This is a genomic window from Streptomyces sp. NPDC052079 (genome assembly GCF_040680275.1).
GTDB lineage: Bacteria > Actinomycetota > Actinomycetes > Streptomycetales > Streptomycetaceae > Streptomyces.
In genome coordinates this window covers 37,029-60,769 of record NZ_JBFAWL010000003.1, presented here as the reverse complement: position 1 = coordinate 60,769, position 23,741 = coordinate 37,029, and the positions used below count along the sequence as shown (strand labels likewise).

Sequence of the window (23,741 nt, the reverse complement as noted above, 5' to 3'; positions counted from 1 at the left end):
TGCACGGTGACGCAGACGTCCCGCCCCTCCGTGGCGGAGGAGCGGGACGTGATGACGAGTGCGATCAGCCGATCTGCGTACCGGTGGCCGACAGGGCCTCCGTCACCGACTGGAAGAAGGTCGTGCCGCCGGAGGAGCAGTCGCCGCTGCCGCCGGAGGTGAGGCCGACCGCCTTGTCGCCCGAGAAGAGCGAGCCGCCGCTGTCGCCGGGCTCCGCGCACACGTTGGTCTGGATCAGACCGTTGACGATGTCGCCGTTGCCGTAGTTCACGGTGGCGTCCAAACCGGTGACCGTGCCGGAGTGCACCTGGGTCGTGGAGCCGCTGCGGGTGACCTGCATGCCGACGGTGGCCTCGGCGGCGCCGGAGATCGCCTGCGTGGAGCCGTTGTAGAGGTTCACCTCGCTCGGGCGGTCCACGTCGGCGGTGTACTTGACCAGGCCGTAGTCGTCGCCGGGGAAGCTGGACGCCGCGTTCTCACCGATCACGTTGCCGGAGGAGTCCGACCAGGTGGAGATGCCCTCGGTGCAGTGTCCGGCGGTGAGGAAGTGCGGCTCGCCGCCCTTGGTCACGTTGAAGCCGAGCGAGCAGCGCCCGCCGTTGCCGGTGATGGCGTCGCCGCCCGCGATGAAGGGCTTGTACTCCCCCTTGGTGCGCTGGAGTTCGGCCTTGGCGCCGAGGGAGTCGACGACCTTCGTCAGCTCGGCCCACTCGGTCTCGGAGACGGTGCGGTCCGCGGTGACGACGACCTTGTTGGTGGTCGGGTCGGTCACCCAGGAGGTCCCCGGGATGGTGGCGTCCTGCTTGAGGGTGGCGCGCGCGCTCTTCAGTTCGGCGAGGGAGTTCGCCACGACTCTCGCCTTGGCACCGGCCGACTCGACGGTCTCGGCGGCGGCCTCGTCGAGCACGTTCACCACGAGGGACTTGCCCTTCGCGTCGTAGTACGTTCCCGCCGCGTCCGCGCCCAGGTCCTGGGCGAGCGTCGAGGCGAGCTTTCCGGCCGCTCCGACCGAGAGGGTCCGGGGCGTGGGGTCCGCCGGGACCTCACCGGCGTTCGCAGTCTGGAAGGTGACCGCGCCCGCGGCCAGTGCGGCGATGCCCGCACCCGCCATGACCGCACGTCGCCTGGGTATGCGTCGGTGCTTCAACTCACGTCCTCCTGTGGGGGACGGCCCGGGAGGTTGTGGGGACCTCACCGGACCGGAAGGCGTACGGCCACGGGGTCGGCGCACAGCAAAAAGCCACACCCGTGCCGGTAGAACGGCGCCTACTCTTCCGAACCCCACAGGGAGCACACAAGGTCGACTTCAGGACGCGCGTACGACAACGGCCGTGCGCCCCCTATGTCCTGACAGGTCATGGCACGCAGACCGGTTCACACTGCAAACGTTACGAGGGGGTAACCGGCGGTACAGGCCCCGGAATCCGCGCTTGGCCGGAAATCGCCCCTCCGTGGTCCGGTTCCCCACGGGGCGTGTCGGCCGGACGTTGCTCAGGCACCGACTCCCGCACCGGCCGGGAGGACGGCTGCGGGGCCGTGGACACCGGCTGCGAGGCGCGTTCCAGGAAGCGCAGGAGTTCCACCGGGAAGGGCAGGACGAGGGTGGAGTTCTTCTCGGCGGCGACCGCGACGATGGTCTGCAGCAGCCGCAGTTGGAGCGCGGAGGGGGTTTCGGCCATCTGCTGGGCCGCCTCGGCGAGCTTCTTGGACGCCTGCAGTTCGGCGTCGGCGTTGATGACGCGGGCGCGGCGCTCGCGGTCGGCCTCGGCCTGGCGGGCCATGGACCGCTTCATCGTGTCGGGCAGGGAGACGTCCTTGATCTCGACCCGGTCGATCTGCACGCCCCAGCCGACCGCGGGGCTGTCGATCATCAGCTCCAGGCCCTGGTTCAGCTTCTCGCGGTTCGACAGCAGGTCGTCGAGGTCACTCTTGCCGATGATCGAACGCAGCGAGGTCTGTGCCATCTGGGAGACGGCGAAGCGGTAGTCCTCCACGTTGACGAGCGCCGCGGAGGCATCGACGACCTTGAAGTAGACGACCGCGTCCACGCGTACCGTCACGTTGTCGCGGGTGATGCCCTCCTGGGCCGGGACCGGCATCGTGACGATCTGCAGGTTGACCTTGTGCAGCCGGTCCACGACCGGGACGATCATCGTGAACCCGGGCCCGCGCACCTGCGGGCGGAGCCTGCCGAGCCGGAACACCACGCCCCGCTCGTACTGCTTGACGACCCGCGCCGCCGCCATCGCGTAGACCGCTCCGGCGGACGCCGCCGCCGCTCCCGCCGTCACCAGTTCCTCGACCATCACGGCCCCCCAGGGTCCGACGTGGCGCATCAGGCGATCCCGCGCCCGGTGCCTCCCGGCGCGCGTCCTGGTGTGTCCTTCGACGGTAGCCCCGTCCCCCCGCAAGGGCGAGCCCCCGCACGCGAGTTGCGTGCGGGGGCTCGCCGCGCTGCCGGCTGCGGGCGGGACCGGTGTGACCGGTGTGACCGGTCGCGCGGAGCCGGGTTCAGTAGACGCTGACGCCGTAGGCGCTCAGGGCCTCGGTCACCGGCTGGAAGAAGGTCGTGCCGCCGGAGGTGCAGTTGCCACTGCCGCCGGAGGTCAGACCGTACGCGGTGCCGTTGCTGCCGTAGAGCGCGCCGCCGGAGTCGCCGGGCTCGGCGCAGACCGTGGTCTGGATGAGGCCGGAGACGATGTCGCCACCCCCGTAGTTGACGGTGGCGTTGAGGGCGGTGACCCGGCCGCTGTGCGTGCCCGTGGTGGAACCGTCACGGATGACGGTGGTGCCCACGCTCGGGGTGGCCGCACGCGTGATGTCCACGCCGTTGGCGGTGCCGGGCTTGCTGACCGAGGAGTTGGTGTACCGGACGATGCCGTAGTCGTTGCCCGGGAAGCTGGAGCCGGCCGTCGAGCCGAGCACCGTGGTGCGGCCGGAGTTGGAGTACCAGGTGCCCGCGCCGTCGGTGCAGTGGCCGGCGGTCAGGAAGTACTCGGCTCCGCTGCTGGAACGGACGTTGAAGCCGAGGGAGCAGCGCCAGCTACTCGCGTAGATGGCGTCGCCGCCCTGGATGAGCTTGCTGAACGTGCCCGGGGTGCGCTTGATGGTGATCGCCCCGGCCTCGTCCCCGGCCTGCCGCTTGATCTTGTTGATCTCGGCCTGGGAGACGGTGCTGTCGACGGTGACGAGCACCCGGTTGGTCTTGCTGTCGACGGCCCAGGCGGTGCCGGGGATGTCGGCCTTCAGCACCGAGCCGCTGACGCTCTTGAGCTCGGCGGAGCTGAAGGTGGTGGGGGTCTCGGCCGCGTTCGCGCTGGGGACCACGATCGCGGCAGCGGCCAGGAGACCGGTGGATACGGCGATCAGCCGAGTGCGTCTCGACATGCCGCTGCGGGGGGTAGTGCGCTTGATCCTCACTTGCGTTCCTCCACAAAGGAAGTAGGGGGCCCTCGTGGGGTCGGGGGGCCCGTGAGGCGCAGCCAGTGAGCAGAGTGCCCGGATTCCGAACACGTCGTGCCCCTGACAAGCGCTGATGGCGAGTATTCGGCCGACCGACCGTTCGGCGCAAGGGTGCCTTTCGGCCGTCAAGTTTTGAACCAAGTAGGGGATTTGACCCGGTGGAAGGGTTGCGTCACCAGCGATCACATCAAGTTGACGACGGGTCGAACAGCCGCACCCTGTCCGGAAGTCGACCCTCCGGATCCGGTTCAGCAGTCGCACCCGCAGTCGCAGCCGCCGTCCTCACCGCAGCACCGGCAGCAGTTGCAGCACTCACCGCAGTCGCAGCATCCGCTGGAGTCGCAGGTGGTGCAGCACCCCTCCTTGTGCTCGCGGGTCCAGGGGTCCTCGTAACTGCCGCAGCACAACTGGCAGGTGCAGGCGAGTCCCAGCCAGACCGCGCAGCCGGCGACCAGCCCGCGCCGGTCGCGGCGCGGCGGCTCGGGAGGCAGCGGGGCGCCGGGTCCGCCGGGAGGGGCGTAGGGACCGCCGGCGTGGGCACAGGAGACCGTACCGAAGGCACGATGGACGGAGTTGGGCAGTTCATGGACGAGCAGTCGGTGCGCGAGACGGCCGTCGGTGAACTCCACTTCCCGCAGGGCGAGCCGGATGCCGTGCACCGCGTCGTCCGCGAGCCGACGGGCCTCCTCGAGCGGGGTGCCCGTGGCGGTGAGCGGGTTCCAGGCGCCCGAGGCGGCGTCGGCCTCCCGGTCCTCCACCGCGTCCAGCAGATGCGCGAGGCGCCCGAAGAGCGCCCCGGCCTCGGCGAGGGGCCCCGCGTTGTGCGGCCGCCCGGCGAGCACCGCGGTGTGCGCGAAGGCCGCCGCGGTCGCGGTCTCGGTCGGCTCGGTGACCGTGAGGATCGGGGTGCCGGGCCCGGCGAGCGTCTCGACGCCGGTCTGCCGGTCCACGGCGTCGAGGAGGACGGCCGTGTCGAACCCGATGTCCGTACCGGTCCGCGCCCCGGCCCGGTCCCAGCTCGCGGCCACCCGGCGCGCGGCGAGCGCGACCGGCCCGCGCGCCAGCAGCCCGTCCCCGTCGGCGACATGGTCGCGCACCTTGGCGGAGGCGAGGACCAGGGAGACGGCCGCCGCGAGCCGCGCGCCCTCACCGTGCGCGACGGACGCGGTGCGCATGCCGCGCAGCGGACAGGGTCCCGCGGTGCGCCGTCCCGCTGCGGCGGGGCCGGACTGAGCCTCCGTCAGAACGGATATCAGAAGCCCGTCGTAATTGGTGACGATGCGCGCGAGCTGTCCGTGATCTCCGCGCAACGCCAGACACAGCCCGCACAAATGAGCCATCCACTGGGCGGTGAGCTTCTCCCCGAGCCGGTGCCGACACGGCCTGACCATTCCGAACACGACGCTCCCCCATGCAGTTGTACGACGCTGAGCGGCCGCATCGTATCGGCCACGGCGTTCACCCGTACGCACCCCTCATCACCCGGACGCGGGGAAGAATCATATTTCACTCACAGTCAGCAGCCGTTTACCTCAAGACCCTTGGGAAACCCGGACTCTCGACGGATTGGCCGTGCACCAGTACCGTCACAAACCCCCCGCGCGGCGACTATCCACTTGGCGCGCCATCCGCATCATGGACGACCATAGGGATGCGGAAAGCAGAAAGACCGCTGTGAGAGGAGGCGTCCATGGGATCGGTACGCAAGGCGAGTGCCTGGCTTGGCCTCGTCGACGACAACGAAGACGAGCGTTACTACGACGACGACTACTCCGACGGGCCCGAGTCCGGGGAGGCCTGGGTCACCGATCCGCGCGTCAAGGTGGCCGCGGACGTCGCCGAGGAGAAGGGCCGCCGCATCGGCACGGTCACCCCGGACAGCTTCCGGGACGCCCGCGCGATCGGCGAGCTGTTCCGCGAGGGCGTTCCGGTCATCATGAACCTCACGGCGATGGACGCCGGTGACGCCAAGCGCGTCGTCGACTTCGCCGCGGGCCTGATCTTCGGTCTGCGCGGTTCCATCGAGCGGGTGTCCAACCGGGTGTTCCTGCTCAGCCCGGCCGACACCGAGGTGGTCAGCGGTGAGCCGGCCGCGCACCGTTCGGACGGCTTCTTCAACCAGAGCTGAGGCAGGGCCGCTCGCCGGCCCTGCCTCAGTGTGAGGTCCTCCGCGGCCGGGTCTACCGGAACGCGTCGATTCCGGTGAGCGCCTTGCCCAGCACGAGCTGGTGCATTTCGACGGTGCCCTCATAGGTGAGCACCGATTCCAGGTTCGTCGCGTGCCGCATCACCGGGTATTCGAGCGAGATCCCGTTGGCCCCGAGGATCGTACGGGCCGTACGGCAGATGTCGATGGCCTCGCGGACGTTGTTGAGCTTGCCGAAGCTGACCTGCTCGGGACGCAGGCGGCCGGCGTCCATGCGCCGCCCCAGATGATGGGCGAGCAGAATCCCCTTGTGCAGTTCGACCGCCATGTCGGCGAGCTTGGCCTGGGTCAGCTGGAACCCGCCGATGGGCCGCCCGAACTGCTCCCGCGACGTCGCGTAGTCGACGGCCGCCTCGAACGAGCTCCGCGCGGCGCCCATCGCGCCCCAGACGATCCCGTACCGGGCGTGCGACAGACAGCTCAGCGGCCCCTTGAGCCCGGTCACCTCCGGCAGTACGGCGTCGGCGGGCAGCCGTACGTCGTCCATGACCAGTTCGCTGGTGACGGAGGCGCGCAGGGACCACTTGTGCTTGATCTCGGGCGCCGAGAAGCCGGCGCTGTCGGTGGGCACGGCGAAGCCGCGGATCCCCTCGTCGGTCCGCGCCCACACCACGGCGACACCGGCCACGGAGCCGTTGGTGATCCACATCTTGCGCCCGTTGAGCACCCAGTCCCCACCGTCACGCTTGGCGTACGTGCGCATCGAGCCGGGGTCGGAGCCGATGTCGGGCTCGGTGAGGCCGAAGCAGCCGATGACCTCGCCGGAGGCCATCCGGGGCAGCCACCGCTGCTTCTGCTCCTCGCTGCCGAAGCGGTGGATGGCGTACATGGCGAGCGAGCCCTGCACGGAGACCAGGGAGCGGATCCCGGAGTCGGCCGCCTCCAGTTCCAGACAGGCCAGCCCGTACTGCACGGCACTCGCCCCCGCGCACCCGTACCCGTCGAGGGACATGCCGAGCGCGCCGATCCCGCCGAGCTCCCGAGCCAGCTCCCGGATGCCGGGCAGCTCGCCCTTCTCGTACCAGTCGGCGACGTACGGCAGGACGCGGTCCGCCGCCCAGCCGCGCACCGTGTCGCGGATCGCCAGGTCCTCGGGTTCGAGCAGATCGTCGAGGCCGAGGGGGTCGGCGGGGTCGAAGGGAGGCAACTTCGCGGACGCGGACATGGGGGCACCCTCCAGGGACGGTAAAACTAGCACCGCTAGTCTCGACTCCGGGCCGACGCTACGCCGCAGTCTCCCGCACGTCCACCCTGCAGGGCTCGGATGCGCGGGAGGGACCGCGCCCGGGAAGGACAGGAGATCAAACCGGGTCAGACCGAGACACGGGACTCCACCGTTGCCCGCGGCGCGGGCACCTCCACGGCCGCCGCCTCGCACTGCATCGCCCGCGGCAGCCGCAGTGCCATCACCGCCCCGAGCAGCAGCAGCCCCGCACTCACCAGCAGGGTCACATGCAGCCCGTGCACGAAGGAGTGGCGCGCCGCGTGCCGCAGCGCGTCCCCCGTGGGCCCGCCGAGCTGCGCCGCCACCTTGTACGCCTCCCCCAGGGAATGCGCCGCCGCCGAGGAGGAATCAGCCGGCACCCCGGGCACACCGGCGACGCCGGGCGCGTAGGCCGCGTTCATGACGGTGCCGAGGAGCGCGATCCCTATCCCGGCGCCCAGCTGGTACGAGGTCTCGCCGATCGCCGCCGCCCCGCCGGCCTGTTCCGGCGGCGCCTCGCTGAGCATCGACTCGTACGCGCCGAACAGCGTGGTCTCCAGGCCGAAGCCGAGCAGGACGAAGCCGGTGAGCAGCAGCGGGGCGTTGTCGTGCCCGCCCATCGCGGTCAGCAGCACCACCGCGCCGGCCGTCAGACAGAAGCCCGCGCAGACCATGCGGCGCGGGCCGAACCGGCGCAGCATGCGCGCGCCCGCCAGCCCGGCCGCCATCGCCGCGATCGTCAGCGGCAGCAGGCGCAGCCCGGTCTCCAGCGGGGAGAGGCCCAGGACGAGCTGGAGGTACTGCGCCGCGATCAGTTCCAGACCCACCAGGGCGAGCATCGCCAGCACGATGCAGCCCACGGACGTGCCGAACGCCGGACGGGCGAACATCCGCAGGTCGACCAGCGGATGCGCCCGGCGCCGCTGCCGGCGCACGAAGGCGGTGAGGAGTCCGGCGCCCAAGATCAGCGGCAGCACCGTCCACATGCCGGTGACGGATGCCCCGCCGCCGAGCCGCTTCACCCCGAGGACCAGCGCGAAGAGTCCGGCGGCGGCCATCAGCGCGCCGGCCACGTCCCAGGGGCCGTTGCCGTCGCCCTTGGACTCCGGCAGCAGGATCCGCCCCACCGGCAGGCTGACCAGCATCAGCGGGATGTTGACCAGGAACACCGAGCCCCACCAGAAGTGCTCCAGCAGGAAGCCGCCGAGCAGGGGCCCGAGCGCGGCGCCCACCGCGGCGACCGCGCTCCACAGACCGATGGCGAGTGCCCGTTCACGCCGGTCCGGGAAGACCTGGCGCAGAATCGACAGGGTGGCCGGCATGATCATGGCGCCGCCGACGCCGAGCAGCGCCCGCGCCACGATCAGCACCTGGGCGTTGTCCGCGAGGGCCGCCATGCCGGAGGCGACGCCGAACAGGGCGTAGCCGAGGAGGAGCACACGTCTGCGGCCGACCCGGTCGCCCAGGGTGCCGAAGAGGATCAGCAGCGAGGCGCAGACCAAGGGGTAGGCGTCAACGATCCAGAGCAGTTCCACCGCGCCGGGCCTGAGGTCCTCGGTGACGGCGGGGACCGCCACGTGCAGCACAGTGGCGTCGACGGCGACCAGCAGCAGGCTGACGCAGAGGACGACAAGCACCACCCAGCGGTTGGCACCGGCCCCGGCCGCCCGACGGCGCAGCGCGGCGGCGGCCGTGGTCGTCCCGGACATGTACACGTACCTCCCAGATGTTCCCTCGCGCTCGGCGGGCTCACGGGGTGGGGGACTCCCCCGCGACTCGGCCGGAGAGGAGCGGTGTCTGTCTCCGGCCCGCGCAACGAACGGCGAGTGACACGTCAGAGTACGCCAGCGGACGCGGAGGTCGCGTGGCGGACCTCTCACAGCTCCGGCGGATCGGTGTGGCGTACACCACTCCCCTCGTCCGGTTCACACGCTGCGGGGGGCGGGGCCGGTTCCGGACCGGGTCGATAATCGGGCCCGTGAACGTTCTCGAGACACGCGCCGTACCGGCCCGCCCCGGAGCACTGCGCCGGGCCGCACCGGCGCTCCTCGGGTACGCCGCCGTGCGCGCCCTGGGCCTGGTGGTGCTGTTCCTGTGGAGCGAGGCGCGCGGCAAGAGCGCGTACACGCTGCTGACCGCCCGCTGGGACGCGCTCTGGTACACGCGGGTCGCCGAGCTGGGATACGGCTACGAGGTGCGGCTGCCGGGCGGCGACGTGCACTCCAACCTGGCGTTCTTCCCCCTGCTGCCGTGGCTGGAGCGGCTGGTGGCGGCGGTGTCGCCGCTGTCGTACGCCGACGGGGGGTTCCTCGTCGCGGTGCTCGCCTCGCTCGCCGCCGCAGGGGGCGTCTTCGCCGTGGCGGACCATGTGTACGGGCGGCGTGCCGGGGTGTACGCGGTGCTGCTGTGGGCGGTGCTGCCGGTCGGGATCGTGCAGTCGATGGCGTACAGCGAGTCCCTGTTCACCGCGCTCGCCGCGTGGTCGCTGTACGCCGTGCTGACGGGCCGGTGGGTGACGGCGGGCCTTCTGGCGTGCCTGGCGGGGCTGACCCGGCCGGTGGGGCTCGCGGTGGTCGCGGCGGTGTGGGCGGCGGCCGTCGTGTCCTTCCTGCGGGAACGCGCCGGCTCCGGGCGCGGGGACACCTCCTTCGTGCGGAGTGGGAGCGCGGTTGCGCCGGACGGCGCGCGGGCCGGTGAGAGCGCCGGTCCGTCCTCGGCCGCGCCGCGCATACGCACCTCGGACGGCGCGCCCCGCACCCCAGGCGCCCTGGGCGTGCGCCCGCGCCGGATCCTCGGCATGCTGCTCGCGCCCCTGGGAGCCGCCGGTTACGTTCTGTGGGTGGGGCACCGGACCGGTCAGGGTCCGCTGGGATATCTCGACGTGCAGGCCGGGTGGCGGAACGGGTTCGACGGCGGCTACGCCTTCGCCCGCTTCGTCGCCGCCAAGTTCACGTCGTACCCGTCCGCCCTGGCGGGGCTCGGACTGGTCCTCGGGGTCTGCCTGGTGGTGTGGCTGTACGCGGTCGGCGTACGGCAGCGGCAGCCGCTCCCCCTGCTCGTGTACAGCGGTGTCGTCACCGCGCTCGCCCTGTGCGCGTCGAGCTATTTCGGCTCCAAGCCCCGACTGCTGCTGCCCGCGTTCCCCCTGCTGCTGCCGCTCGCCCGGGCCCTGGCCCGGCAGCGCGCGCCCCGGCCGGCACTGGTGGTGGGAGCCGTCGCGGTGGCCTCGGCGGTGTACGGCGCCTTCTGGCTGAACGGCTCGGGCCCGCCTTGATCCCCGGCCCGCCCGGGCGGCCGATGGGCGGCGGCTGAATTCTGCCACCAGGCCCCGGTGAACGAATTCAAAAGCGGGAAAAAATTGCCGCCCCGAACGGTCGAAGAAATTGAAGGCCACGGACCGGATTCGTCGGAAATAAAGATTCTATCTGAGAGGAATCCCACATCACATCGTCATCACAAAGACGCTGATTCGTCAGGGTTCCGCGCTCACTCGCTGTAACGTCGATTGGGTGCGTACCGAACGGAACCACACCCGTCTGGACCGGGTGTTCGCGAGGCTGGACCGAGAGCCGGAACGACCGGCTCACATCGGCATGCCGCGAATGAGCCGGCACCGGATGGTGCTCTTCGGGGCCACCCTGGCCTTCTATGTGGCGATCGTGTGGGCCGTAGTGATCACCTCCTGGCTGGTCCGGCTGGACTGGCAGGTGATGTTCTTCCGCCCCTACCAGCAGTGGCCGGAGATCCACGCCTTCGTCGACTACTACGTGGTGCTCGGCCAGCGCGGCCCGACCGCCGTGATGGTCGCGGCCTGGCTGGGCTGGCGGTCCTGGCGGCAGCACACGTTGCGCCCGCTGCTCGCTCTGGGCGTCTCCCTGCTGCTGCTCAACGTCACCGTGGGTGCCGCGAAGTACGGCATGGGGCGCCTCGGACCGCACTACGCGACCGAGATCGGCTCGAACGAGATGTGGCTCGGCGGCGATATATTTCCCAGCGGCCACACCGCGAACGCCGTGGTGACCTGGGGGATCCTGGCCTATCTGGCCTCCACCCCGAGAGCGCGCCGCTGGCTGTCCGCCCTGTCCGCGGTGACCTCGCTCGGCGTGGGGCTGTCCACCGTCTACATCGGCACGCACTGGCTGAGCGACGTCGTCCTCGGATGGGCGGCGGGCCTGCTGATCCTGCTCGCGCTGCCCTGGTTCGAGCCGGTGATCGCGCGCGCCGAGGCCCGTCTCCTCGGCCTGCGCGACCGCTGGCGGGCCCGCAGAAGCCGTATCGCGTCGGCGGGTCCGGTCGGGCGGCCCGTCGTGCTCGAGCCGCTCACCGACCGCCCGGACCAGACTCCCGAGCCGGTCGGCGCGGGCCGTCCGTCCCGGTCGCCGGCGTATCTGGCGCCCGGCCCGCACACCTCCCGCGCGGAGCGCTCTCCGGTCACCCCGGCGGGCAGCCGCCGCCCGCCGCACCCGGAGCGTCACCCGCGCGGTACGACGTCGGCGACCCGTCCCTGACGGCCGGGGCTCAGCCCTTCCAGGCCCGGGCCACCCGGCCGTCCTTCACCTCGAAGTTCAGCCGGCCCACGCGGTACTCCATGGTGATGATCGTCCCCGGAGCCAGCGCCCGCACCGTCGACCAGCCGCGCTCACGCGCGAGGTGCTCGGCCCGGTCGGCGGCGAGGCCGACATAGGCGTCCGGGCTGTCGTCGGGTTCCGCGGGGGGTGTCGGAATGGATGCCATACCGCCACGCTATGCCCTGGCCCGTGACCGGGGAAGTCCGCACCGGGAACGCGGGGACCGTCCGCCGGCGGTCACACTTGTGTCACAGGATCACGACAGACGTTCATCCCGAAGACCTTCACCCGTATGGGCGGTCCGGTACGCCTTCCGAGGTATTCGAACGTAATTCCCGCGTGTCACACCGCCTTCGCCATAAACCCCGGCGGAAAGTGCCGGGGGAAGCGCTCCCGGGATCCCCTCCCTTTTCTCCGCCGCGTATGACAACGGAAACCTGTGCACACAAAAGGCACTCGTCCTCATGACTGATCCGCACGCCCTCTGTCGCAGTGCGTGAGGAGGCGAGCATCATGGCGTGGGCCCGGAGTACATGTGGCGTGCTCCGGCGGGCCCGGCGCGCGACGAGCGAAGGGGCGAGCGATGGGGACGCAGACCATTCGGGCGACGGAGCAGCCGGCGCGTCCGCGCCGGGAGCGGCTCGGGCGGGTGATGATCGACTGGCTGACCACGACCGATCACAAGAAGATCGGTCATCTGTACCTGATCACATCGTTCGTGTTCTTCCTGATCGCCGGCGTCATGGCGCTGCTGATGCGCGCCGAGCTGGCCCGGCCGGGATTACAGATCGTCGACAACCAGCAGTTCAACCAGCTGTTCACGATGCACGGCACGATCATGCTGCTGCTGTTCGCGACGCCCAGCTTCGCGGGATTCGCCAACGAACTCATGCCGCTGCAGATCGGCGCGCCCGATGTGGCCTTCCCGCGGCTCAACATGTTCTCGTACTGGCTGTTCCTCTTCGGCGGGCTGATCGTGCTCGGATCGCTGGTGGTGACCGGGGGGCCGGCCGCCTACGGCTGGTTCGCCTACGCGCCGCTGAACAGCATGCGGTACTCCCCCGGCCTCGGCCCCGACCTGTGGATCATGGGGCTCGCGCTGGCCGGCTTCGGCACGATCCTCGGCGCGGTCAACTTCATCACGACGATCATCGGAATGCGCGCCCCCGGGATGACGATGTTCCGGATGCCGCTGTTCACCTGGAACACGCTGTTCACGTCGATTCTGATCCTGCTGGCGTTCCCGGTGCTCGCGGCGGCGCTGCTGGTGCTGGAGGCGGACCGGCGGTTCGGCTCCCAGGTCTTCGAGGCCCCCCACGGCGGGGCGCTTCTCTGGCAGCACCTGTTCTGGTTCTTCGGCCATCCCGAGGTCTACATCATCGCGCTGCCGTTCTTCGGCATCGTCACGGAGATCATTCCGGTCTTCAGCCGCAAGCCGCTGTTCGGCTATCTGACGCTGGTGGGCGCCACCATGGCCATCACCGGCCTGTCGGTCGTGGTGTGGGCGCACCATATGTTCGCCACGGGCGCGGTGCTGCTGCCGTTCTTCTCCTTCATGAGCTTCCTGATCGCGGTGCCGACGGGCGTGAAGTTCTTCAACTGGACCGGCACCATGATCAAGGGCTCGCTGTCCTTCGAGACACCCATGCTGTGGGCCATCGGGTTCCTGGTGTCGTTCCTGTTCGGCGGGCTGACCGGGGTGCTGCTGGCGTCGCCGCCGCTGGACTTCCATGTGACGGACTCGTACTTCGTGGTGGCGCACTTCCACTACGTCGTCTTCGGCACGGTCGTCTTCGCGACCTTCGCGGGGTTCTACTTCTGGTGGCCCAAGTTCACCGGGAAGATGCTCGACGAACGGCTCGGCAAGATCCAGTTCTGGACCCTGTTCATCGGTTTCCACACCACGTTCCTGGTGCAGCACTGGCTGGGCGCCGAGGGCATGCCGCGCCGCTACGCGGACTATCTGGCGGCCGATGGCTTCACCGCGCTCAACACCGTCTCGACCATCGGCTCCTTCCTGCTCGGCCTGTCCACGCTGCCGTTCCTCTACAACGTCTGGAGGACCGCCAAGTACGGCACGAAGGTCGAGGTCGACGACCCCTGGGGCTACGGCCGCTCGCTGGAGTGGGCGACCTCCTGTCCGCCGCCGCGGCACAATTTCACGACCCTGCCCCGGGTCCGTTCGGAGTCGCCGGCGTTCGACCTGCACCATCCCGAGTACGCGGCCCTGACGTCCCAGCCCGAGCCAAAGAGCGAGCAAGCCGGTCGTGAGCAGCCCTGACCGCGTCGACCAGCTCGACCGGTTCCAGCACCTCGAAGTCGAAGCCCAGCAGCATCACATGGATGACCATGACGTCCAGGCTCGCGGCCCCGGTCCGCAGCAGGCAGCTGTCCGGGCCCTCCGCCTCGAGCGTCCCCGTCGAGGGTGAGATCCGCTCGGCGGCCTCCTCCAGCGGCACCAGCAGGCGGATCACGGCGTGTGTGGCGTACGCGCGGGTGGAGACGCCCCGGGAGACATAGGCGGCGAGGTCGTCGGCGGGCGGCTCGCGCGGGACGAAGCGCGGCCCGTGCGGCGGCCTGGGCGTGATGCGGTCCGCGCGGAAGGTGCGCCAGTCCTCGCGGTCGAGGTCCCAGGCGACCAGGTACCAGCGGCGCTCGGAGCACACCAGGCGGTGCGGTTCGACGGTGCGGCGGGTGGGCGTGCCGTCGTGCCCCCGGTACTCGAAGCGCAGCCTCTCGGCGTCCCGGCAGAGGTTGGCCAGCTCGGTCAGCACGGCCGGGTCGACGGCGTCCGCGCGGGGGCCGCGCAGCATCGGCACGGTGAAGGCGTTCAGGGCGCCCACGCGGCGGCGCAGCCGGTTCGGCAGTACTTGTTCCAGCTTGGCGAGGGCCCGTACGGAGGTCTCGCCGATGCCCTCGACGCCCTGTCCGGCGGCGGTGCGCAGCCCGACGGCGACGGCCACGGCCTCCTCGTCGTCCAGCAGCAGCGGCGGCAGTTCCGCGCCCGCGCCCAGTTGGTAGCCACCGCCGGTGCCCGGGCTGGCGTTGACGGGGTAGCCGAGCTCGCGCAGCCGGTCGACATCCCGGCGCACGGTGCGGGCACTGACCCCGAGTCGTACGGCCAGATCGGCGCCGGACCACTCGCGGTGGGCCTGGAGCAGGGACAGCAGACGCAGCAGACGTGCCGAGGTCTCCACCATGGCGGGGAGTCTGCCAGGCCTCGCGGACAGGTTCTGTCCTGAAGGTGTCGGAAGAGGGGCAGCGGGACGGGAAATCAGGGCTTGTAGGCGAGTTGCGGCACCCGGAAGCAGGTGCGGTTCATGTCGCCCTGGGTGACCCAGCCCTCTCCGTCGCGCCAGCGGGCCACGGACAGGCAGGTCCTGCTGGTCTTCGGAGGCTCGGGGGACGGGGTGAACGAGACAGGGAGCAGCAGTCCGCCCGCGGTGTAGCCGTCGGCACGGTTGACGTAGGCGTCGACGCACGCGCGCGTGATGCCGGTGCGGGCGCAGGATGTCGCCGCGCCGGTGAACCAGCGGGCGGCGGCCCACCCCTCCAGCTGCCACTGGGAGTGCGTCCTCAGGTGCTCGGTGGCGTCGCGGAACGCCCGTACGGCGGCGTGGCCGGTGTCCTCGTAGTTGCGGCTGGAGCCGGTCGCCCACAGGGCGTTGCGGCAGCGCGGGGCGTCCTTGTAGTCCTCGGCGACGGTGGACGTCCAGTTCTGCACGTTGGTCACCTTGGCGGTGACCTGTGCGCCGACGTCGTCCATGGCCTCGCAGAGGCGGGCGTTGCCATGGGCGTCGATGGCGTCGAAGACCAGGTCGGCCCCTTGTTCCTTCAGATCGGCGGCCACCGCGCGGAAGTTGGGCAGCGCGAAGTCGACCTGTTCGGTGACCACCTCGTACCCCTCGGTCTTGAGGCCCCGTTCGACGAGACGGGCGTAGGCGGCGGACGCGGACTGGTTGTAGGAGACGACGGCGGCGGTGCGGGCGCCGTGCTCGCGCTTGAAGTAGCGGTAGACCTCGGTGCCGCCGTACAGCGTGCCGTCCCAGCCGGGGGTGCCGTTCCTGGGGGCGTTGCTGCCGTAGATGCTGTAGAGGTGCGGGTAGGTGTCGTAGGCGGTCCCGATGGGCTGGCCGCCGATGTCGGGCGCGCCCGCGCGGGAGACCCGGGAGGCGCCCGCGTAGTCCAGGGCGGTGGTGGCCACCAGGGCGACGACCTTCTCCTCGTCGAGCAGCCTGTGCACGCACTCGTTGTTGCCGACGCCGCTGCCGCCGTCGTCGCACAGCCGCACCTCGACGCGGCGGCCGTCGATGCCGCCGCGCGCGTTGAGCCGCTCGAACCAGGCCCGTGCGCCGTCGCGCGGGCCGGTGAAGGCGCTGCCGCCGACCGGGCTGGTGGCGCTGGTGATGATGCCGACCCGGACGGGCTCGCCCGTGTCCCGGGTGGCGGCGGGCGGGCGGCGGTCCCCGCCCCCGAAGTCGCTCTCCGGCAACCGGCTGCCGCACGCCGCGGTCAGGGCCAGCAGCAGCGCCGCGGCGAGTGCGCTAGCACCCCGGGACGTTCGGCGTCGAGCCATCGCCGCTCAGTCGCACCAGAGCGCACAGGGACTTCGCGGACACCTTCCAGATGCCGTCCTGCTCGACGGCGGTTCCGGAGGCGTCCGGGAGGGCGGTGGCGCCCCTCAGGGTCAGGGCGAAGGACACGTCCGCCTCGGTCGGCGAGGTGAACGCGATATCGGTGACCTGCGCCTGCACCTGCCGGATCCGTTCGTCACCGCTGAACGCCTCGAGGACGGGACTCAACACGTCGCCGTTCTCCAGGAGGTTCTTCTTCTCCTCCAGGGAGGTCTCCGGGCTGAAGAACTTCTCCCAGTTCTGCCGGATCTCCTGCTCAGCCGCCGCGCGGTCCGCGGGCGCGCTGGCCGGTGCACTCGTCGTACGCTCCGCCGGAGTCGTCGGGGACGGGCTCTCGCCGCCCCCGCCGTCGTCGCCGCATGCCGCGAGGACCGGCCCGAGGACCAGCACCAGGGCGGCGGTGATCGCCGTGCCCCGCCCCGCCGTCCGTGGGCCACGTCCCCTCTTCGCGTTCCCCCGCGTGAGATCGCTGCCGAGAACCATCTGGCTCACCAATCGGGTGTCGGTCCGGGCCATGTCCGCCCGGTGCTTTCAGGGTCAGCTCGCAGGGGGCATAGTGCAAGCCATCGGCTGACATGGACAGGCACACGGACGGACCCCTGAGGGGTGGGAGCCATGACGCGGACAGCCCGGCTGCGGACCGCCCACCCCGCGCTGTGGGCGGGCTCGGCGGCGCTCGGCGCGGGCGCGTTGCTGTGCGTGCTCGGCTGGTACGGGATCTCGGGTGAACGTTACGCCGAACGGCAACTGCCCTACCTGGCCTCCTGCACCGTTCCCGGGGCCGCGCTGATCGTCGCGGGGGCGGTGCTGCTCGTCCACGGCCGGGACGCCGTCGCCGCGCTGCGCGTGGAGGAGCTGTACGGCCTGCTGGTCGCCGCCGAGCCGGCCGACGCCGACGCCTCCGCCCGGCCGGCCGACGCGCCGGTAGCTGTCGGCAGGGAGATGCTGATGGTGCCGGGCGGGACGCTGTGGCACCGCGCGGACTGCCCGCTGGTCGCGGGGAAGCCGGAGGCGGTGCCGGTGGACGGCAAGCTGATCGCGAGCGGTGAGCTGCGGCCGTGCCCGATCTGCGAGCCCGCCGACGAAACCGGCTGACGCCGGCCGCCGATGTCCTCGCTGACGTACGACCTCACGCTGGCCGGTCTGTCGGTGGGCGCCGCCGCCGCGCTCACCGGGATCGGCCTGATCGTGACGTACCGGGCGACCGGGGTGCTGAACTTCGCGCACGGGGCGATCGCCATGGTGTGCGCGTATGTACTGCGCGCCCTGGTGGTCGACGCGGGCTGGCCACTGTGGTGGGCGGCGGCACTGACCCTGCTGGTCGTCGCGCCCGGCATCGGAGTGGTGCTGGAGCGGTTCGTGTTCCGGCCGCTGTCCGTGCGGGGCGGCGACCCGGCGCGGACGCTGGTGGCGTCCATCGGCGTGTTCGTGCTGCTGGTGGGCGGCGCGGCGCTGGTGTGGGGGCAGGGCGCGCGGGACGACGCGCCGGTGCTGGTGGCGGCCGAGCCGTGGGGGCAGCTCGCGGTGGTGGCGGTGCTGGCCGTCGGGGCCGGGGCGGTGATCCGCCGGACGCGGTTCGGGCGGGAGCTGCGGGCCGTGGTGGACAACCGGCAACTGGCCGTGCTCACCGGTGTGGACGCGGACCGGGTGGCGGCGGCCGGCTGGGCCTTCGGCTCGTTCACGGCCGGTCTGACCGGGGTGCTGCTGGCGCCGTACGTACGGCTCGACCCGTACGGGCTGCCGCTGCTCGTCATGGAGGTGGTGGCGGTCGCGGTCGCCGCGCGGATGCGCAGTCTGACGGTGGCGGTGGGCGTCGCGCTGGGCATCGGGGTGGCGCAGAGTCAGCTGACCCGGCTGCACCCGTCCGGGTGGGGCGAGCCGCTGCTCCAGGCGGTCGGCGCCAACCTCTTCGTCGTGTCACTGCTGTTCGCCGCGCTGTTGCTGCCCGGCGTCGGCACACACGACGCCCTCCCGCGCGCGGCCGTCGCACGGGTGCCGGATCCTCCGGGCGCCTGGATCGCGGCGGGGGCGCTGTTCCTGCTGCCGCTGGGCTTCGCCGGGGACGATCTGCGGACGGCGGTGCAGGTGCCGGCCCTGGGGGTGATCCTGCTGTCGCTGGTGGTGGTCACCGGCCACGGCGGGCAGATCTCGCTCGGGCAGGCGGCGTACGCGGGTCTGGGCGCCCTGTCGACGGCGCTGCTCGCGGCCGGGCGCTTCCCCGGGCTGCCCGCGCTTCCGGAGCTGGCCGCGCTGGCGGTGGCGGTCGTCCTTGTCGCCCCGCTCGGCCTGCTGACGGGCTGGCCGGCGATCGGCCGCCGGGGGCTGGCCCTGGCCCTGGCGACGTTCGCGGTCGGTGTGGCCGTGAGCCGGTTCGTCTTCGACCAGCCGTACGCCACGTCCGGGCTCTCGCTGGGCCGGCCGGCGGGCTTCGACGGGGACCGCGCGTACTACGTCCTGGAACTGGTGCTGCTGGCGGCTGCGCTGGCGACGGTCGTGGCGCTGCGGCGGGGCCGTACGGGCCGTGCGCTGGCGGCGATGCGGGACCACGAGGCCGGGGCGCGGGCGGCGGGGGTGCGCGTGCCGTCGCTGAAGCTGTGGGCCTTCGTCTCCGGCGCCGCGCTGGCCGCGCTCGGGGGCGGCATGCTCGGCATGGGGGTGCGCGCCTTCGACCCCGCCGCGTACGACCCCGTGCGGGGCCTGCTCTGGTTCACCGCGGTGGTGGTCCTGGGGGCGGACAGCGCCCTGGGCGCGCTGCTGGGGGCGGCGCTGCTGGTGGGCCTGGACGCGGGCACGCGCGGGGGCGTGGCGGCGGCGGTGATCGGCGTCCTGGCGGTGCTGATGGGCCGTTTCCCGGAGGGCCCGTACGAGAGGCTGCGGGGACTCACCCGCCGCCTCCGGCCGACCGGCGCACCGCACCTGACCCCGCTGGGCGCCCGCCTACGCCACCGCCTACGCGGCCCGGAGCCCGAGCCGGGGCCCGCCCCAAACCCCAGGGGAGCCACGGCAACGGGCCCGGGCCCGGACAGGAGGCCCACCCTCCACCCCCTCTCGTCGGGGCATCGCCCACCCGGCCCCCCACCGGCCACGACCGACCCCACGAACACCGACGAGCAAGGGCCCGCCGCCCCCAAACGCCAGGACAACGGCCCCGGCACGACCCCAGCACACCACCCCCACCCGGCCGACCGCCCCCCCGACACAGGCGAGGCGCCGGAAGAGGGGCCGGGCGGCCGGGAATTCGTGGGGCGGGGCGGGGACGCGGGGGACGTGTCCGGTGGCCGAGGGCCCCGGCCCAATGGGGCAGAGGGCATCACCGGGCCCCCACAGGCACCCGGTGAGGACGCAGGACACGCGACCCCGGACGGGACCGCCGACGCCACGAGGCGGGAGGGCACCGCCGGGGTGTCGTCCGATGCGCGGCCGGGCGGTCGGGGGGCGTGGCTCGCGGCGGGGGGTGTGCCTCCCGGGGGGCGCGGCGGCTTTGGGGTTTCCGGGGGCGGGGCCGCCGTGTCCTTCGTTCTCGAGGCTCGCGGGCTGTATGTCCGCTACGGCGGGTTCACCGCGCTGGACGGGGTGGACATCGGGGTTCCGGCGGGCCGGGTGACCGCCGTCGTCGGGCCCAATGGGGCCGGGAAGAGCACGTTGTTCCACTGTCTCGCGGGGACCGTGCGACCCGTGCGCGGGGCCGTTCTGCTCGGGGGACGGGACGTCACCCGGCTGCCCGCGCAGGCCCGCACCCGGCTCGGCATCGCACGGACGTTCCAGCAGCTGGCGGTCTTCCCGACGCTCACCGTGGCCGACAACGTGCGGGTGGGCGCCGAGCAGGCCCGCCCGGGCCACCCCGGCGTGGTGGAGCGGATGCTGCGGCTCTTCGGGCTGGACGGGCCGGCCCGGGCGCTGCCGGCCGCCGGTCTGCCCACCGGGGCGCTGCGCCGCGTGGAGCTCGCCCGGGCCGTCGCCACCGCCCCGCGCGTGCTGCTGCTCGACGAGCCCGCCGCCGGGCTGGACACCGCCGAGATCGCCGCGCTGGCCCGGATCCTGAGGGCGCTGGCCGCCGACGGCACGGCGCTCCTGGTCGTCGAGCACGACCTCGACCTGGTCGCCGACCTCGCCGACGTCGTCCATGTGATGACGGCCGGCCGGATCGTCGCCTCGGGGCCGCCGGGACGTGTCCTGGACACCCTGGGGGAGGCGACCGGACCATGACCACCGTCTCCCTGCGCGACGCGCGCGTGCGCTACGGCCCGCTGGAGGCCCTGCACGGCGTCGGCCTCACCGCCCCGGGCCCCGGCCTCACCGTGCTGCTGGGCCGCAACGGCTCCGGACGTTCGACCGCACTGCGGGCGCTCGCCGGTGCCGTGCCGCTGTCCGGCGGGTCGGTGTGGTGGGACGGGGAGGACGTGACGGACGTACCGGCGTACGAGCGGGCCCGGCGCGGGCTGTGCCTGGTGCCGGAGCGGCGAGCCGTGTTCGGCTCCCTCACCGTGCGCGAGAACCTCGCCCTCACCGCCTCCGACCCGGCCCCCGCCCTCAACGCCTATCCGCGGCTGGAGCCGCTGATGGAGCGTCGCGCCGGCACGCTCTCCGGCGGTGAGCAGCGCATGCTGGCCCTGTCCCGGGTGTGGCTGGCCCGCCCCCGCGTGGCACTCGTCGACGAGCCCGCCCAGGGCATGTCCCCGGCGGTGGCGGCCCGCACCTACGCGCTCCTCGCCGCGCTCGACGCGTGCGTGATCATCGCCGAGCAGCGGCTGCCCCCCGCCCTGCACGGCCACCCCGCCATCGTGTACGAACTGCGCCGGGGCTCCGTGACGTTCGCCGGCGAGGCGAGCGAACTCGGCCGCTCGCGCCCTCCGTAGCCGCGCCGCCAAAAGTCCCGTCCGGCCGCCCGCAGTGGCTGGCCCGCCCCCGCGTGGCACTCGTCGACGAGCCCGCCCAGGGCATGTCCCCGGCGGTGGCGGCCCGCACCTACGCGCTCCTCGCCGCGCTCGACGCGTGCGTGATCATCGCCGAGCAGCGGCTGCCCCCCGCCCTGCACGGCCACCCCGCCATCGTGTACGAACTGCGCCGGGGCTCCGTGACGTTCGCCCGCGAGGCGAGCGAACTCGGCCGCTCGCGCCCTCCGTAGCCGCGCCGCAAAGGCCCCGTCCGGCCGCCCGGACGGGGCCCGTGTCCCGGCGAGGGAGTGGCGGCTCAGATGTCCAGCCGCTGCCCGGGCACGATCAGGTCGGGATCCCCGCCGATGACGGACCTGTTGGCCTCGTAGAGCCGCTGCCAGCTCGTTCCGTGCCGCGCGGCGATCCCGCTCAGCGTGTCCCCCGCGCGGACGGTGTAGTCACCGCGGGACGTCCCCCGGTCCGTGTGCCCGGCCGAACGGCCCGCCGCGGTGGACGAGTTCGGCTTGGAGGGCGCCTGCCCCGCGGTCACCGGGGCCGCGCCGGGCGCGCCCTCAGACGCCCCCGCGCGGGACGAGCAGGTGGGCCAGGCGCCCCACCCCTGGGCGCGCTGCACCTTCGTGGCGACCGCGATCTGCTGGGACTTGGTGGCCCGGTCGGCGGTGGGCGCGTACGCCGTGCCGCCGTAGGCGCGCCAGGTGGCGGCGGAGAACTGGAGTCCGCCGTAGTAGCCGTTGCCGGTGTTGATGTGCCAGTCGCCGCCGCTCTCGCACTGGGCGATGCGGTCCCACACTCCGCTGTCCGCCGCCGCGGCGGATCCGGTCGCGGCCAGCAGTCCCAGCGGAGCGAGCAGTGCCGCTCCGGCCAGGACGGCCGCCGTACGGGTCCTGCGGACGTGGTCGCGGGTGTTATCGGCACATTCGGACATATAGGTCCTTCCCGAAGGACTCGGGGGCCCCAAGACGGAACGCGCTCACCACGCCATGGGGCGGGTGACCAGCGCTCGCCCCGTCCGCCTGCGGGTCGTACGGTCGTGCGGTTCGTGCGGTCGGCGGACGTACCCGAGCGGTGCTCGCTGCACACGGCGGAGGAATCTAAGGAGCCTTGGCGGTCCGGATCAACCAATGCCCCGTCATGCCAGGCCAGTTGCCCCTTACCTCGGGTATCGGCGATTTCCGGCCACCCACTTCATTCCTTGATTTCCGGATTTGTCGACCAGGCCAGGGCTCGGCCTGTGAGCCACCTCACCCACCCAACGGCCGTACGCTTAGCCGCAGTTGACGATGAGTGCCCGATTCCGCACCGGACGTGACCGTGTGCGCTGGATGGTTCGATTCCGTTCGCCCTGGGGCGTGACTCCCGCCACAGATCACCCGTTGTCTTCTTCATGAGCCGGGGACCCACCCCGGACCACGGGCCGGGAGCCACCCGGTCGTGCCACGCACCGCATCCCGAGGGAGCCACCCGTGCCGCGCATGCTCGACGTCAGCGACGAGGTACGCGCCGAGATCGGCGACGAAGAAGCAGCCCGCCTGCTCGCCGGAGAGTCCGCCCCGGGCAGTTACGACTGCACCTCCTGCCGCACCCCGGGCGACCCGGAGCAGGAGCGCACCAGCACCGTTCTGTTCATCGGGGACGAGACCGCCGTGCTCGCCTTCGCCCACTCCACCTGCCTGCCCTCGCAGGTCGTCCAGGTCACCGAGGAGCAGCTCCAGGGTGCCGTGCGGGCCATCGGCGGCGCCCCGGAGGCGGAGTCCGCGAAGGCCACCCCGGAACAGGCCGTGCTCGGTGTGACCAGCGGACTGGTCCTGATCTCCGGGGAGTTGCACCCGGCGCTGGTCGTCGAGCCGACCGCGCCGGTCGCCCGGCCCGGTTCGCTCGGGGCCGGTGACGACTTCCTGCCGCTGCTCATCGAGCAGGGCTTCATGCCCCTGACCGAGCTGGCGGCCGTGCCCCCGGTCCTGCACGGCTGGTCGGTGCTGCTCGCGGCGGGCCAGCTGCACGCCGTGCTCCAGCCGAACCCGAGCGGCGGCCGTCCGGTGGCCTGGTGGCAGGCCCACCAGCCGCTCCAGGTCACCGACGGCTGGCGGTCGGCCGCGAACAAGCACCAGCAGGTGCTGATGTTCGCCGCCCCGGTCGGCTCGATCGGCCGCCAGCCGCGCGAGGACCTGCTGCGCGACGCGCTGGACAAGGCGGCGGCGAACGGCAAGCTGGTCGCAGCCGCGCTGCCGCTGGCCGGCATCTGACCGGCCCGCCGGGGCCCGGCCGGAGCGGCCGGGAACGTCACCGGCGAAAGCCCCAAAAGGGCCGCATCCCTTGGTGGGCGGGGTCGTTTGGAGATACGTGCACGCATATGACGTTCCCCGCCGCCAGTCCCTCGCCTCGGTCCCCGCACCCGTGCGCCCGGCGCAGGACTCCCGGAGCGGCCTCTCGGCCACGCCGATCTACGACGCCCTCTACACCGAGTACGTCAAGTCCTTCCGTTCGCTGCCGGGCGACCGCAGCGGCGAGGAGGAGCTGGGCTTCACCGCCTTCGGGAACATCCCGCACAGTACGGGCTCCTACGGCGGCCACAGCCCCGGATCGTTCGGCGCCTCCCTGGTGAGCGGCGCGTACGGCACCCACGCCGCGGAGGCGGGCGACGCTCAGCCGCCGCAGTGGCAGCGGGTCGGCACGGTCGGCCGGAACACCTCGGGGATGCACCACGTCCCGGCCGGACTGCCCCCGGCCCCGCGCAGAGGCGCCTGACCGGACACAGCGAAGGGGCGGTCCCGG

The 23,741-nt window shown here is 72.3% G+C and carries 19 protein-coding genes and 2 pseudogenes; 10 read left to right on the top strand and 11 right to left on the bottom strand.

The window, feature by feature from the left end; all coding sequences use genetic code 11:
* Positions 1-64: 64 nt before the first annotated feature.
* The 4 genes from AB0L56_RS07605 to AB0L56_RS07590 all read right to left on the bottom strand — a co-directional run bounded on the left by AB0L56_RS07605 (position 65) and on the right by AB0L56_RS07590 (position 4,862).
* Positions 65-1,111 (bottom strand): S1 family peptidase, encoded by a 1,047-nt coding sequence (locus AB0L56_RS07605; protein ID WP_361033152.1) that lies wholly within the window; start codon positions 1,109-1,111, stop codon positions 65-67.
* Between the two features lie 277 nt (positions 1,112-1,388).
* Positions 1,389-2,306, bottom strand: a complete 918-nt coding sequence (locus AB0L56_RS07600) for a slipin family protein (protein ID WP_365420659.1) — start codon at positions 2,304-2,306, stop codon at positions 1,389-1,391.
* Between the two features lie 205 nt (positions 2,307-2,511).
* Positions 2,512-3,420, bottom strand: coding sequence for a S1 family peptidase (locus AB0L56_RS07595; protein WP_365420071.1), 909 nt, complete (start codon positions 3,418-3,420; stop codon positions 2,512-2,514).
* Between the two features lie 290 nt (positions 3,421-3,710).
* Entirely contained in the window at positions 3,711-4,862 is a 1,152-nt protein-coding gene (locus AB0L56_RS07590; protein WP_361032879.1) for a DUF5685 family protein, read from the bottom strand.
* A gap of 290 nt (positions 4,863-5,152) precedes the next feature.
* Between AB0L56_RS07590 and AB0L56_RS07585 the strand changes: the two genes are divergently transcribed.
* Positions 5,153-5,590, top strand: coding sequence for a cell division protein SepF (locus AB0L56_RS07585; protein WP_361032876.1), 438 nt, complete (start codon positions 5,153-5,155; stop codon positions 5,588-5,590).
* Positions 5,591-5,642: 52 nt separating this feature from the next.
* On the opposite strand, the gene AB0L56_RS07580 is transcribed toward AB0L56_RS07585, so the two are convergent.
* Entirely contained in the window at positions 5,643-6,833 is a 1,191-nt protein-coding gene (locus tag AB0L56_RS07580) for an acyl-CoA dehydrogenase family protein (RefSeq protein ID WP_365420066.1), read from the bottom strand.
* Positions 6,834-6,979: 146 nt separating this feature from the next.
* Entirely contained in the window at positions 6,980-8,581 is a 1,602-nt protein-coding gene (locus AB0L56_RS07575; RefSeq protein WP_361032870.1) for an MFS transporter, read from the bottom strand.
* 269 nt (positions 8,582-8,850) lie between these two features.
* On the opposite strand from AB0L56_RS07575, the gene AB0L56_RS07570 reads away from it, so the two are divergent.
* On the top strand, positions 8,851-10,146 hold the full coding sequence (locus AB0L56_RS07570) for a mannosyltransferase family protein (RefSeq protein ID WP_365420063.1): 1,296 nt from the start codon (positions 8,851-8,853) through the stop codon (positions 10,144-10,146).
* A gap of 235 nt (positions 10,147-10,381) precedes the next feature.
* A complete protein-coding gene (locus AB0L56_RS07565; protein ID WP_361032864.1) occupies positions 10,382-11,380 on the top strand; it encodes a phosphatase PAP2 family protein in 999 nt (332 codons plus the stop codon).
* Between the two features lie 10 nt (positions 11,381-11,390).
* Here AB0L56_RS07565 and AB0L56_RS07560 read toward each other — a convergent pair whose 3' ends face one another.
* On the bottom strand, positions 11,391-11,606 hold the full coding sequence (locus AB0L56_RS07560) for an I78 family peptidase inhibitor (protein WP_361032862.1): 216 nt from the start codon (positions 11,604-11,606) through the stop codon (positions 11,391-11,393).
* Positions 11,607-12,023: 417 nt separating this feature from the next.
* Here AB0L56_RS07560 and ctaD point away from each other — a divergent pair.
* Positions 12,024-13,709 (top strand): annotated as a pseudogene (gene ctaD, locus AB0L56_RS07555) (cytochrome c oxidase subunit I); the annotation flags it as partial.
* Here ctaD and AB0L56_RS07550 read toward each other — a convergent pair.
* The 3 genes from AB0L56_RS07550 to AB0L56_RS07540 form a co-directional block, all read right to left on the bottom strand.
* Positions 13,600-14,640, bottom strand: a complete 1,041-nt coding sequence (locus AB0L56_RS07550; RefSeq protein ID WP_365420059.1) for a YafY family protein — start codon at positions 14,638-14,640, stop codon at positions 13,600-13,602. The pseudogene ctaD and the gene AB0L56_RS07550 sit on opposite strands and share 110 nt — an antisense overlap.
* Before the next feature lie 74 nt (positions 14,641-14,714).
* A complete protein-coding gene (locus AB0L56_RS07545) occupies positions 14,715-16,016 on the bottom strand; it encodes an ABC transporter substrate-binding protein (protein WP_365420057.1) in 1,302 nt (433 codons plus the stop codon).
* A complete protein-coding gene (locus tag AB0L56_RS07540) occupies positions 15,985-16,557 on the bottom strand; it encodes a hypothetical protein (RefSeq protein WP_361033146.1) in 573 nt (190 codons plus the stop codon). Before AB0L56_RS07540 ends, AB0L56_RS07545 begins: the two co-directional genes overlap by 32 nt.
* A gap of 132 nt (positions 16,558-16,689) precedes the next feature.
* Between AB0L56_RS07540 and AB0L56_RS07535 the strand changes: the two genes are divergently transcribed.
* From AB0L56_RS07535 to AB0L56_RS07520, 4 genes and pseudogenes are all read left to right on the top strand, one after another.
* Complete coding sequence (locus AB0L56_RS07535) at positions 16,690-17,169, top strand: hypothetical protein (RefSeq protein ID WP_365420055.1); 480 nt, start codon at positions 16,690-16,692, stop codon at positions 17,167-17,169.
* A 12-nt stretch (positions 17,170-17,181) separates the two neighbouring features.
* Entirely contained in the window at positions 17,182-20,280 is a 3,099-nt protein-coding gene (locus tag AB0L56_RS07530) for an ATP-binding cassette domain-containing protein (protein WP_365420052.1), read from the top strand.
* Positions 20,277-20,930 carry an ATP-binding cassette domain-containing protein gene (locus AB0L56_RS07525; protein WP_365420050.1) on the top strand — a complete coding sequence of 218 codons (654 nt, stop codon included), beginning with the start codon at positions 20,277-20,279 and terminating at the stop codon, positions 20,928-20,930. Before AB0L56_RS07530 ends, AB0L56_RS07525 begins: the two co-directional genes overlap by 4 nt.
* Before the next feature lie 38 nt (positions 20,931-20,968).
* Positions 20,969-21,199: pseudogene (locus AB0L56_RS07520) on the top strand (ABC transporter); the annotation flags it as partial.
* A 65-nt stretch (positions 21,200-21,264) separates the two neighbouring features.
* On the opposite strand, the gene AB0L56_RS07515 reads toward AB0L56_RS07520, so the two are convergent.
* Complete coding sequence (locus AB0L56_RS07515; protein WP_365420048.1) at positions 21,265-21,894, bottom strand: transglycosylase family protein; 630 nt, start codon at positions 21,892-21,894, stop codon at positions 21,265-21,267.
* A gap of 538 nt (positions 21,895-22,432) precedes the next feature.
* Between AB0L56_RS07515 and AB0L56_RS07510 the strand changes: the two genes are divergently transcribed.
* The gene (locus AB0L56_RS07510; RefSeq protein WP_361032842.1) at positions 22,433-23,212 is read left to right on the top strand and encodes a hypothetical protein; all 780 of its coding nucleotides are present in this window, start codon (positions 22,433-22,435) and stop codon (positions 23,210-23,212) included.
* 97 nt (positions 23,213-23,309) lie between these two features.
* Complete coding sequence (locus AB0L56_RS07505; protein WP_361032840.1) at positions 23,310-23,714, top strand: hypothetical protein; 405 nt, start codon at positions 23,310-23,312, stop codon at positions 23,712-23,714.
* Positions 23,715-23,741 lie beyond the last annotated feature (27 nt).